This window comes from Bacillus sp. MT94, from assembly GCF_058792475.1.
The window spans coordinates 135,407-147,748 of the sequence record NZ_JBXAEZ010000009.1 but is presented as its reverse complement, the minus strand read 5'-3'; the positions used below and the strand labels follow the sequence as shown (position 1 = coordinate 147,748).

General features: G+C 32.2%; 11 protein-coding genes and 1 pseudogene. 3 read left to right on the top strand and 9 right to left on the bottom strand.

Annotated elements, in window-relative coordinates:
* Positions 1-180: 180 nt before the first annotated feature.
* The 6 genes and pseudogenes from AC1Q51_RS25175 to AC1Q51_RS25150 all read right to left on the bottom strand — a co-directional run bounded on the left by AC1Q51_RS25175 (position 181) and on the right by AC1Q51_RS25150 (position 5,854).
* Complete coding sequence (locus AC1Q51_RS25175; RefSeq protein ID WP_000287980.1) at positions 181-1,002, bottom strand: MerR family transcriptional regulator; 822 nt, start codon at positions 1,000-1,002, stop codon at positions 181-183.
* Between the two features lie 42 nt (positions 1,003-1,044).
* Positions 1,045-2,022 carry an agmatine deiminase family protein gene (locus AC1Q51_RS25170; protein ID WP_000435524.1) on the bottom strand — a complete coding sequence of 326 codons (978 nt, stop codon included), beginning with the start codon at positions 2,020-2,022 and terminating at the stop codon, positions 1,045-1,047.
* A gap of 231 nt (positions 2,023-2,253) precedes the next feature.
* Positions 2,254-2,445, bottom strand: a pseudogene (locus tag AC1Q51_RS25165) (bestrophin family protein); the annotation flags it as partial.
* Between the two features lie 210 nt (positions 2,446-2,655).
* On the bottom strand, positions 2,656-3,072 hold the full coding sequence (gene psiE / locus AC1Q51_RS25160) for a phosphate-starvation-inducible protein PsiE (protein ID WP_000916570.1): 417 nt from the start codon (positions 3,070-3,072) through the stop codon (positions 2,656-2,658).
* Positions 3,073-3,239: 167 nt separating this feature from the next.
* Positions 3,240-4,397 (bottom strand): agmatine deiminase family protein, encoded by a 1,158-nt coding sequence (locus tag AC1Q51_RS25155; protein ID WP_110497827.1) that lies wholly within the window; start codon positions 4,395-4,397, stop codon positions 3,240-3,242.
* A gap of 329 nt (positions 4,398-4,726) precedes the next feature.
* Positions 4,727-5,854, bottom strand: a complete 1,128-nt coding sequence (locus AC1Q51_RS25150; protein ID WP_000915203.1) for a serine hydrolase domain-containing protein — start codon at positions 5,852-5,854, stop codon at positions 4,727-4,729.
* A gap of 257 nt (positions 5,855-6,111) precedes the next feature.
* Here AC1Q51_RS25150 and AC1Q51_RS25145 point away from each other — a divergent pair, with 257 nt between their 5' ends.
* Entirely contained in the window at positions 6,112-6,342 is a 231-nt protein-coding gene (locus AC1Q51_RS25145) for a hypothetical protein (RefSeq protein ID WP_000798787.1), read from the top strand.
* Between the two features lie 109 nt (positions 6,343-6,451).
* Here the strand turns inward: AC1Q51_RS25145 and AC1Q51_RS25140 are convergent, their stop codons facing one another.
* Entirely contained in the window at positions 6,452-7,681 is a 1,230-nt protein-coding gene (locus AC1Q51_RS25140; protein ID WP_065229152.1) for an MFS transporter, read from the bottom strand.
* 86 nt (positions 7,682-7,767) lie between these two features.
* On the opposite strand from AC1Q51_RS25140, the gene AC1Q51_RS25135 reads away from it, so the two are divergent.
* Positions 7,768-8,619, top strand: coding sequence for a LysR family transcriptional regulator (locus tag AC1Q51_RS25135; protein ID WP_097924140.1), 852 nt, complete (start codon positions 7,768-7,770; stop codon positions 8,617-8,619).
* Positions 8,612-9,121, top strand: coding sequence for a DUF3916 domain-containing protein (locus AC1Q51_RS25130; protein WP_097924138.1), 510 nt, complete (start codon positions 8,612-8,614; stop codon positions 9,119-9,121). The genes AC1Q51_RS25135 and AC1Q51_RS25130 overlap by 8 nt, the downstream gene beginning before the upstream one ends.
* 38 nt (positions 9,122-9,159) lie before the next feature.
* Here AC1Q51_RS25130 and AC1Q51_RS25125 read toward each other — a convergent pair whose 3' ends face one another.
* Positions 9,160-10,104 carry a glycerophosphodiester phosphodiesterase gene (locus AC1Q51_RS25125; RefSeq protein ID WP_001226340.1) on the bottom strand — a complete coding sequence of 315 codons (945 nt, stop codon included), beginning with the start codon at positions 10,102-10,104 and terminating at the stop codon, positions 9,160-9,162.
* A gap of 395 nt (positions 10,105-10,499) precedes the next feature.
* Positions 10,500-12,119, bottom strand: a complete 1,620-nt coding sequence (locus AC1Q51_RS25120) for an FAD-dependent oxidoreductase (RefSeq protein WP_492331787.1) — start codon at positions 12,117-12,119, stop codon at positions 10,500-10,502.
* Positions 12,120-12,342 lie beyond the last annotated feature (223 nt).

Sequence of the window (12,342 nt, the reverse complement as noted above, 5' to 3'; positions counted from 1 at the left end):
CACCCCTTATATGAATGTACGTACAGTCTATACTTTGACATCGTGTTAAGGTCAACAGGAATATCTTCATTTACTTGTAGCAACTTTATAAGGTGACTCTTTATTTCGCCTTTTTATTATGATAAATTGCTTTCGTACATAGAATAAGGATTGACATAATGTTAATGTCAATCCTTATTCTCATTCTATTTTCGTAACTAAAAAACAAATTTGTGTCACATACTCTTCTGCTAAACAATCACATTCAGGTCCCTTTATATAAACCTCATATGGCGAATTAACTATTACATACCCATTTTTTTCAACCCATTCTTCTAACGCTATATAAGCGTAACCTATATAGTCGTAACTTCCATAATGCATAGTAGTAACGATTTGATGTGGACTTAGTTTTTTCATTTCATATTCTTGTACTACATCTTCATCATTCCCCTGCATAACCGGGATTCTTAATTCAATATCACTGTTACTTGGAATATATTCTTCATCATAAAAGACTGCAGATGGCGAACCGACTATTTGAAAGTTATTTTTTTGTACCTCTTCATATAAGTCATAAAAATAATCATCTATATCATCTATATCTATTTTTACTCTTTGAGTAATTATCGTTACTTCGTTCCTCATTCCCATTAATATATCGTAACTTCTATGGCGAGCAATATTTAGACTACTATTCACCATTACCATTTCATTCATTTCTGAAATAACCTGTAAATTTTGCTTCACTTCATGAGACAACTCGATAATTTGTGATTGTATATGTTGAACAAACGAATCTTGATCCGATGACTGCAAAACAATTTTAATTTTTGGAAGAGGAAATTTATACTCCCTTAGCTTTTTTATTTTCAATGCTACTTCCAGCTGCTCTTGTTCATAATACCTATACCCATTAACCGGATTCACATATGCCGGTTTTAATATCTCCTCTTTGTCATAATGTCTTAACATCCGCGTACTCATTTTACAAATCCGAGAAAACTCAGCGATGGTATACATATCAATACTCCTTGAATATATTTTCTTTTCATTACTTATTTATTAAAACCAATCAAAAATCTTCTTCATTGAAAAATCTTCATTCTGATTTTTCAATCTTCTCATTTTCGAAGGTAACAAATGGCTTGGACAATACCACGTTAAACAATTCATTGCGCCTCCCATTGTTGATATTTCTCCTACATGAATTTGAATAACTTGCTTCTCCGTATACTGTTGAATATATCGTAAAACTTCCTCATCTTTAGCTAGTCCAAACTTAGGAACATAAAGAGCATCACATGATTCTAACATATTTATATACAACCCTTTTGCTGATGCTATCTCTTGATCATATTGTCCTTTCTCTGTATATGATGAAGGAACAACTATAAATTCAGCTTCTGGCATTTGTTCTTGAATAATCTCTTGAACACTATATCTAAATTCATGATCCCCTAAAAAATCACTAATAAACATTGTATGTTCATCAATAAATTTAACCATTCCGTCTGCGTGTGCTAGTACATCCCCTTCTTCAGCAGGAATAATAATAACTCGGCTCACATCTAAATCCCATTCTAACTGCTCAATAATTTCCTCTTCTGTCCAATCATCGTTATCATCAAATATACGTTCTGTTAATATTACGGTATCTTTTTTATTCCAAATAAGATTACCACCATCTAATATTAATGGGGATTTCACATATTCAAAGTCATTCTTTTTCAACCATTTATTAAACTGTTGATCTAAATATCGCCCCTGATCATCTGGCAAATAATTGGGTCTATATTTAAATTTAACTAGATGAGTTGTGACAACCGGTGCAACATCTCTTAGCCATATATCATCATACTCAAAACAGCTCGTATGAAAGTCTTGTTCTTCAACAGATAAAGATATAAGTTGATCCGCAATTGATTTCTTTTCATTTAAACATTCATTAAAGTAAATCAAGTCTTCATAAAATGGTTGATAATATTCATTCGATTCGTCTGGTATTGCAGTAAAAATAATCCCATTATGTTTTTGTTCCATATTATTTACCTCGCTTTTTAATAGTAGTTACATAACTGATTTCACAAAGCCAACTATTCCTCAATTCATTTCTCTTTTCATTACAACTCATGAACCGCGTATATTTCATGAATGGATTATAGCATGGAGAAATATTATATATTTATATAAAGAATATAAAGCTGACATTAAGCCTTAAATTGACTCTTGACAAGTTTTTTAAATACCATATTTTAAAACAACAATAAATGATTAAATGATTTTTTTATCAAGATTCAAACCCATTACTTCTAATAGATCGTTTTGATTATATAAATTCACTAAATGCGCTTCTACTCCTATACAAATTCCTTCTAGCGGAAGATCATTTGGATCCTGACCAAAGGGATCTTCAATTTCAACCCCTATTGCTTCAATACCTATGAATGTAAAACTTATAAATGTAAACTATTTTGATTATTGTAATGAACCATATTTACAAAAACCTCTTTCTCTATTAACCTTTTATTCTTTTAAATCACGAAAGTATACAATTAAATAATAGAATCATAAACCCTATCATTATGAGGCTGGTTAAGATTATTTCTTTCAATACCGTTACTCCTTTTTGGCAAAAAGATAAAATATCTTATTTAATTCAACAACAAATGTTCACTATTCTAAATCCCGACGCATCATTTTAGAATTCGCAATGAATAACGCACTAATTAATACAAAGATTGCACAGGCATATAACAATAAATCTAACGGACTATCGTGATCTATAATAATAAGACGAACAATAGCTGTTATACCTATATATATAAAATATCGTAATGGAAAATGAAAATTCATTTGAAAATACTTTATAATCATTACGATGAATTCAAAGTACAAAAAGAATACGACGATACTATCAATTAAATGATAACTAGATTCATTACCATCCAATTTCAGTTCTTGTATAAACTGAATAACTTCTTTCATAAGAAACACACTTAGAACAACTCCTAAGCAAATTAAAGCTACATTTAAAATGTACTGTAAAACGATAGGGAAATACGAAAACACTATTTTAAAATTCTTTAACACAAACATTTTTCTCCTTTACCATATAAAACGAAAAGCGAACATACACTACAATTCAATTATCATCATATTTAAATTTTATTTTTACAAATAATAAGGAACGACAAAATAGGTAAAGATAAGATTTCACCTATTTTGTCCATATAGCAGCACAACGAAATTACAATTAATTACTTCAATGCAATTGGTTGTTGTTGTGTCACACAATGAATCATACCGCCGTTTTTATACAACTCTCTCACATCAATACCGACTACTTTACGATCTGGGTATAACTTCTGAATCGTATCGTTTGCGATTTTATCATTCGAGTCATTATAATTAGGCACTAATACAACTGTATTCCCGATATAATAATTGATATACGATCCCTTATAATCGAGAGTTTTTCCATTTTCTAAAGCAACCTTTTCTTTACTAAGCGGCAAGTATTCATACTTATATTTCTGTCCTGAAGCATTTTTTGCATCTAACAATGTATCCATATCTTTATTAGATAAACCCCATTCGGCTAGGTCATCTTCTTTCATCGTTACAATGGTAGATTTATTATGGAATTTAGCAAATCCATCAATATGAAAGTCCGTAATATCTAAATTAGGTACTCCGTCTAACCAAATAAAGTTTGATACCCCTAGGTCACTTATATATTTTTCAATTTCCTTTTCTGATAAATCAGGATTTCTATTTTTATTCGTTACCGAACTTCGAGTTAATAACGCAGTCCCATTGCTGTCTAATTCAATTGCGCCGCCTTCAAGGACAAATTTCCCCCAATCAATTCTTTCAATTCCTGATTGTTTACTAACATTTTTACGTATTTGAGCATCATTTTTATAAGGTGTTTTCTTCCCCCAACCATTAAATGCTGGATCTAATATTTTGAGATTTTTATTGCTGTCATAAACAAAAATTGGTCCACTATCCCTTGCCCATACATCATCAGTAGGCGCGATAAAGAAATCAATCTTCTCCATATTTAACCCTTCATTTGTTAAAAGCTTATTGATTCTCTCCTTTTCTTCCTGGTCATATGCAACAATGTGAACTTTCTCACCCTCAGTTAAAGCACTTGCCATCTTAACCCAAATAGGTTCAACTTCCTGCTTATACTCTTCACCATATGTGTATTCATGTGGCCATTGCAGCCATGTACCTTCATGTTTATCTTTTTCATCTGGCATCGTATATTTCCCAGCATTTTTCTGTACCTCTACTTTTTCTCCTTCTTTCCCTTTAACATTTTCATTGTTACCCTCAAAAGAGCATCCACTAATAATCGTTGTAGATAATGTAGCTATTAAACAAAACTTTATTGCTTTTTTCATTTTTCCAACCTCCTGTTCTTGTCTCCAATACTGTAAAGCTTCACATAGTGTGAAGCTCAAGCTTTTTTATCAATGTAAAAATTACCAATTGTTCTTTGCATTACTTATCATTTAACGACCTATTTAGATTTATTCAAATGCCAATCACCTTTTTTACCTATTTATCCCGCCATTTGTGGGCAGTAAGACCCCCACCTCAAAATTCAGCGAAAGCAAAGAAGTTAGGTGGGGCCCTGCTGATTAAAGTTTCACTTTATTCAGTAAGTAAAACTTTACAAAATAAAAAAATCGGTATTGATAATTACATATCAATACCGATTTTTTTATAATTACTTTCCTTCTATTAAATCATTCGCCATTTTCCTAAATTCTTGATTAAATGCATCATTCATACCATTTTGGACGTTAGAAAATAATATGACAAACGTTCGTTTATCCCAGTTAAAATTATTAAAAGTGTTCCAGCCAGCTAATACACCGTGGTTATGATAATAATCTGGGTAAATATAGAAACTAAATCCATATTTTCTTGCAGGTGATGCAGAAAACATATCTGATACACTTTGTTTGGAAAGTAGTTTACCATCCATAATAGCTTCATCTAACTTTTTCATATCTTCAACAGTCGTATACATTTCACCACAACCATACAGCCAGTTCATTTTTAAGCGAGGCGTGGCTATTAACTTATTATCTTTTTTCGTATACCCTTCTGCTAAGAAAATATCTTCTGGGAGTGTTGCGCCCATTCCAGATTCATTCATTTCAACAGGAGTCAAAATATTTTCTTTCACATATTCAGCAAGTGGTTTATTCGATATTTTTTCTACAATATATGCAAGCACCATATAATTATAATCTGTATATTTCCATCCTGTCCCTGCTGGAAATTGTAACGTTTGTGCCCCAATCCACGTTACTAATTTTAACCGTGATGCTGCGTCAACACTACCTTGTCCCTGTTCTGGTAATCCAGACGTATGTGTTAACAAGTTTCGTAACGTAATATTTTTATCTGCTGGAAACGATGGGATATATTTATTTACATTGTCTTCAATGTTCAACTTCCCTTTTTCTTTTAGTTGCATAATAGATATTGCAACTACTGTTTTCGTAATAGACCCAATGCGATATTTCGTTCTTGGCGTTGTTAATACTTGATCTTTCACATTCGCATAACCGTAGCCTTTTCGTAAAATGACATGATCTTTACTTGCTACAAGAACACTCCCATTAAATCCTTTATCTTTTAAGTACTGATCTAGTTTTCCAGCTGCAATTTCATAACGCTTTTTCTCATTCGCATCAACTTCCTGCTTAACATCTTTTTGCTTACTATTTACATTAGAAAATGCCTTTGTATCATATTTTTTTCCTTTATTTGCATGTATTAGTGTAACAACACTTCCACAAAAAACAGCAAAAATAAAGAAAACGATTAACCATTTCTTTAACATACTAGGAACCCTCTTTTATCTAGTTTCACTTAACGTACATCCATTCTATTTTATATCTTTTAATTATCAAGTATATTATAATATTATTTAATATTCACTCTGTTAAAACTAGATTCCTTTTTCTCATTTTCAATTTTTACTACTCTCTATTGTATTTCTTTCTTGCAAAATTTCCAACATACAATCGGATGCATTAAACTATAATTTCAAATTCTTTTGTAACATTTGTTACATACTAAAAAGAATGGAGATGTAATATGAAAAATACCGATAAACGCAATCGTTTAGATGATAAAATGTTTCATTATCGGATAATAAAAAACAACATGGTATTAATTGAATATTACAGAAAACAGATTATGGTATTAAAAGGAAATGATGCTGAAAAATTTTTAAATAAAATAAATCATGCAAATAACGATAAAGAAAAACAGCTAATTATGGCTAAAATTACAGGTAATTTCAAAAGAGGTAATGAACGAAATTGAAAACGAATCTCATTTACATTTTGATTATACAACAAATAAAAAAGAAATGTCGCTCATTCAACATTTCTTTAGACTTTCTTCATAAAAAATTTACATTGCTAACATTCCTTCATTTTCTATACTTCCTATATAAGCTAACCGCTGAAATAGTTAGTAATACAACTATGCATAACCACGCGTAGGTATATCCCTTCTTATCTACAATATAACCAAATAAAGCAGGCGCAACAATAATAGCAATTTGATTTAATGTAAGTGCAAAACTCACTGTCATCCCTACCGATTCTTCACTTGCTGATTCCGCAACTTCAGTTATAAAAAGACTAAACCATCCAATTGAAAAGAACCCTAACAATGCACTTACGCCATACAATACATTCGTTATTGTATGTATGCTCATTACTAATATTAGAATGAAGAAAATAGAAATACAAACAGTTATAAATAAGGGGGTACGCCTATTCCCCTTATAAAATAAATCACTAGTAGCTGCTAATATAACCCTACCAACCATTCCAGAAAAGAACATAACGGAAAATACTTTTCCAGCTAAAATTGGCGTGATTGATTGTTCCAATACTAAAAATTTTATAAAGTGTGCAACTAACACCATTTGCAATGAAATCATACAAATGCCAGTTATATAAATTGCATACAACTCTTTTTTACACATCACTTCTTTTAACTGCATCCAAAAAGAAAGTTTACTACGTTCTTGTTTAACTTTCTCTTGAATATATGGTTCCTTATAAAATATAAAAAATAAAAACCCTCCAATTATACAAATGCATGCAATGCTATTTACCGCATAGGCCATATTATATTTTATTGTAAGAAACGGGATCAATACTCCCGCTAATGTACCACCAATCGGTATACCGGCTTGTCTAATCCCCATCGCTAACCCGCGATTTTCTTTTGAGAACCACTTCATTATCACCTTACTTCCTCCTGGGTGCGAAACACTATAAAACGTTCCTACTAATAAAAGTACAAAGAGTAACCCATTAAATCCATTGACCATATTAGTCAGTAAAAACGAACCCCCTAGTAAAAATAAACTTATCGAAATTAACAACTTTTCATTGTATTGATCAAGTAGCCGCCCAACAAAAAGCATACAAAATAGCGGTCCTATATTTACAACACTTACTAACAATCCACTCTCCGTATTCGTAAGTGCATATTCTTCTTTCCAAAATAAAGCAAATGCTCCAATACCATACGTTATAAGTGTCGCTGTTGTTTGAGCAACTGTCGCAAAAATTAACATAACCCACTTATAAGTACCATTCATCCCTTCTTCCATTAACACAATAATCCCTCCATCCCCTTCCATTGTATGAAAGTTCTGATATCATATAAAATAAAGATTTATCATGTAATCCATCAAAAAAAATGATACCTTTTATGGAGGGATGATACTTGGATATAAAAGATTTAACTGTATTTTACGAAGTTGCGAAAGAAAAAAACATATCTCACGCAGCTAAAAATTTAAACTATGTACAGTCTGGCGTAACAATGCGTATGAAACAACTAGAAAACGAACTAGGTGTACCTTTATTTTACCGAAACGGAAAAGGTGTAACTTTAACTTCTAACGGTGAGATTTTATTAACATACGCTAAACAAATTATCCACTTAATGGATCAATCTATTAAAGCAGTTCAAAGTAATGAGATCGAACCAAGGGGCACTTTAAAAATTGGATGTACAGAATCTACAACAGCTGTAAGACTTCCATCTATATTAACGGCCTATTATGAGGAATACCCAAAAGTCGAATTGATTTTAGAATCAAATACGACGGAACAATTGATTAGACTTGTATTAGAACGAAAACTAGACGGGGCGTTTATCGCTGGAACCACTCAGCATGCTGAACTTCATACAAATATATTTCATGAAGAAGAATTAGTTCTCATTAGCAAAAAGCCTTTATCTTCCTTTAAAGACATAGGAGACATGAATTTACTTGCATTTAGTCACGGGTGCTATTATAGAAATTTATTAGAAGATTGGCTTCAAGAAGAAGGAATTTCACCTAAACGAGTATTAGAGTTTGGAACAATTGAAGCGATACTCGCATGTGTAAAATCAGGTATGGGCGTAGCAATTATGATGAAGTCTATTTTAAATGGTCATAAACATGACATATCATTCAATCCTTTGCCAAATAGCTTCAAAAAAGTTCCTACTACTTTTATTACTAGAAAAGATATATATCACTCTGCTGCATTACAAAAATTTATGGAGATGACTCTCAATGCGTGAAAAGAAAATACGTGGTATGAAACGAAAAACAAACACTATGATAAAGCGAATTGAGGAACATACAAAAACATTCCCTTCTACTTTCTATAACGATGAATATTGGAATATGCTATTGCCAGTTTCGCAAGCTTTTATTGCCTCTTGTAAAACACCTAGAAAAGTAAAACGATTATGTATTCAAACCTTATTAAATCAAGCAAATCATTTAATAACTATGAAACCGAGCGATACACATACATATCGAGTTGTTGTTTTGATTTCTATAAATAATTTATGGGATTCGCAAATCATTATATTTAAAAATAAGGACTATTTTCATAATTTCTTTAATAGAAATAGTGAATTTCAAAAATGGATCCTTCTTTCAAATGAAATTGATTTTGGGGAGACATGGGAAATTTCAGTTTATCATTCCTTCCAAACACTTCGCTTTCAAGAAATTATTTATGATGAAGATGAATGCTATGAAAAAGAGATTCTGTTTATCGGGGAATTAAATTAAAAAGGGTATACCTAAAACACTGGTATACCCTTTTCCACTTATTTTTCCTTCAATACACTATGTAATCGATCCGGATAATTTGTAAACATTCCTGTAGCACCCCATTTGATTAACAGTCTCATATCTGGTTTCTCGTTAATTGTATAAGGGTGAATTAACAGTCCATTTTTCCTAGCCATTTTCATATATGACTCATCAATAATTAGTTCTCCGTTATCATTACGTAAGTTTGGTCCAATACCAGCTGCATACTTTTTAATTTCTTGAAAATCATCATTCGTTACACTTTTCGGTTCATGTGTAATGCCAGACCATTCGACAATTTCATTGTTTTCATTTGGATAATACCAAAGCAATTGAACTAACGGAATATTTTCATTCATACTATGAATCTTTTTCAAACTATCTTTACTAAATGATTGAATCATAACACGGCTAGAAGACATGTTTTGACCTACTAAATTATATTTTTGTAACAACGCCAACAATTTCTCTTCCATTCCTGGATACACATCTGGTGATTTTGTTTCAATATAATACTTCATACTTCTTCCATACTTTTGAAAAATTTCTTCAAGAGTTGGAACTTTTTGCCCAACATACTCTTGCTTAGCCTTTTCTGGATACGCTTTATTAAACCATGATCCTGCATCTAAACTCTTTATTTCGCTTAACGTTTTATCACGTACTTCGCCTGTTCCATTTGTAGTGCGATCAACCGCTGTATCATGCATTGCAATTAATTGGCCATCCTTTGTTAATTGAATATCTAACTCTAAATAATCCGCTTTCATTTTTTTCACTAAATCATAAGAAGCAAAAGTGTGCTCAGGTGCATGTCCACTTGCTCCGCGATGTGCAATATTTAAAAACTTATTCGTATTCCATTCATGCTTCCCTTCTGCTTTCGCATGAACAGCTCCCCCAGCAAAGATACTTCCCGTCATAAAGAAAATAACTAAAACGCTAATAATTTTTCTCATCCTTCTAACCCTTCCTACGTTGCAAATTTCAACAAGTTAATGAGATTTACACGAAATAGAAGATATACTTTCATTATTTTTATAAACCTATATTAAAATTCCACTCTTACAAATATACTTTCTCTATATTATTAATATAAAAAACTAGTATTATCCTATTTAATTCCTATAGCCCTCCTTTTCACATGTAACTCCCTATTTTGTACGGTTCATTCAATAAAAAAAGCCATAAATTATTTAGGCTACACTCCTGTATCCCTAAATAAATTTATGGCTTTTCTCAAATATCTCCGGCCTCTATTAACTTGTCGAATTTAATCATATCAAACCTATTGAAATTTGTGAATATTTTTTTCAGTACGGTGAAGTACATAAAACAATATTTCTGTAGTTACTTAAAAATCACATAATAAATTTCTCATTACCTCTTCCAATACTATATCTGGATTTACTACCGTTTTTTCCGAACGCCATCCGATAAAGCCATCTGGTCTAATTAATACAGCACCTCCATTCCCTATACCATATAATTTGCTAAAAATATCTTCTGGAGCAACAAAGTCTCCACTTAAGCCAACACGATACCCTTTTATATTTATTCCTAATTTGGCTGAAACAGTATGTGCTGCTTCAGCCCAAGAACTATTTTCTACTCTTGTAAGTAATACAAAACTGTTACCGAATAAGTCTAATATAGAAACTTCCTTCCCTTCATACGTTCCCCATAAATGTGGCGCTCGCGTTCCAGGTCTTCCGTTCAACTCTATGCTATCCATTCTATGTGGAGTGACTGAATTATCTATAATCGCCTCTGAACAATACTGATATCCAACTGTAACAGCTAAACCATCCATATTATTCAAACTGCCTTCCTCTCTATTCGCAGCACGAAACAGTAAACTACTTGCATAAGCTGTCGTTAATTTTGCAACAGAGTGTCTCTCTTCATGATATGTTTCTAACAGTTTTGGTTTTGCCTTCCCTTTTATAACAGCCGCTAATTTCCAAGCTAAGTTATGTGCATCTTGTATTCCTGTATTTGAACCAAGTCCTCCTGTTGGCGGCATAATATGTGCTGAATCTCCAACTAAAAAGGTTCGATTTTCTTGAAATTTCACCGCTGTACTTTCGGCCGCTTCCCACGGTAAAACACTTAATATTTCTGATTCAACATTTGTACTTCCAATTGCTATTTGAATAATTTGTTTACAACGTTCTATAGTGAAGTCCTCTAGCCCCTCTCCTTTTAATGGATCGTAGGCTACATGGTAAATCCATTTTTTTACGTTATCTACTGGGATCAGTGCACCAAGAACCTCTGGATGAAGTACCATAGAAAAACCGAATGCGTCTCCTTGTATAAACTCACTTAAGTCTGCTTCAAAATAAATATTCATATAATAGCCACCAATGGTTCCACGCCCCTCAGTTTTAATCCCTAACTGCTCACGTATTTTACTTTTCGCTCCATCTGCTGCAATTACATAGTCACAATGTATGACACTTTCTTTTTCTGTTTCACGATTTCGAATCGTTGCTTTTACCCCGTTTTCATTTTGTTCAAATGAAACTAATTCATGATAAAAAGATAGTTGCCCGCCTAATGTTTTCGCTTCTTGTAACATCATCTCTTCTAAAATAATTTGATAACAAGCAGTTTGTTTTGATGGACTAATCTTTTCTATTTTTTGAAGTAACTCTTCATCGTTTCCGTATTGCGTCGCTCTCATTTGTTCCAATTCTTCTTTATTCGCCTCAGCTATTGTATGAACTGCTATTCTTCCTCGGCAGTTCTCTAATGCTTTACCTGCCAATTTAATTCTTTTTTCCAAGCCTAATTCTCGAAATAACTCCATTGTACGTAAAGTAAGACCGCCTGCTTTCGGATGAATGGCAGTAGACGGATGCCTTTCAATAAGTAAGTACTCAATGTTATGTTTTGCAAGAAATAACGCAGACGCTAACCCAGATAATCCCCCTCCAACAATTAAAACTGGTACATAATTCGATTTCATATATTTCCCCTCCACATCATTGTTCTGAGCTCAGTGACATAAATATAATCAAAAAAAACATTAAAATATAGACTTATATTTCATTTTGAATTATCATATAGATAGATTACGCCCCAAAATTCCTTTTACCTTTTCATACATCTATAATCCACCTGAATTGTGTCTGTATGAAAGTGTAAAACAAAAGAATGTACTTTACGTTGAACCATGTTCTATCGTAAAA

Coding starts and splice junctions, on each gene's coding strand:
- AC1Q51_RS25125 (WP_001226340.1), bottom strand. CDS start 10,104: ATGAGAAAAATTATTAGCGTTTTAGTTATTTTCTTTATGACGGGAAGT.
- AC1Q51_RS25130 (WP_097924138.1), top strand. CDS start 8,612: ATGCGTGAAAAGAAAATACGTGGTATGAAACGAAAAACAAACACTATG.
- AC1Q51_RS25150 (WP_000915203.1), bottom strand. CDS start 5,854: ATGTTAAAGAAATGGTTAATCGTTTTCTTTATTTTTGCTGTTTTTTGT.
- AC1Q51_RS25170 (WP_000435524.1), bottom strand. CDS start 2,022: ATGGAACAAAAACATAATGGGATTATTTTTACTGCAATACCAGACGAA.
- AC1Q51_RS25140 (WP_065229152.1), bottom strand. CDS start 7,681: ATGGAAGGGGATGGAGGGATTATTGTGTTAATGGAAGAAGGGATGAAT.
- AC1Q51_RS25145 (WP_000798787.1), top strand. CDS start 6,112: ATGAAAAATACCGATAAACGCAATCGTTTAGATGATAAAATGTTTCAT.
- AC1Q51_RS25120 (WP_492331787.1), bottom strand. CDS start 12,119: ATGAAATCGAATTATGTACCAGTTTTAATTGTTGGAGGGGGATTATCT.
- AC1Q51_RS25175 (WP_000287980.1), bottom strand. CDS start 1,002: ATGTATACCATCGCTGAGTTTTCTCGGATTTGTAAAATGAGTACGCGG.
- AC1Q51_RS25155 (WP_110497827.1), bottom strand. CDS start 4,397: ATGAAAAAAGCAATAAAGTTTTGTTTAATAGCTACATTATCTACAACG.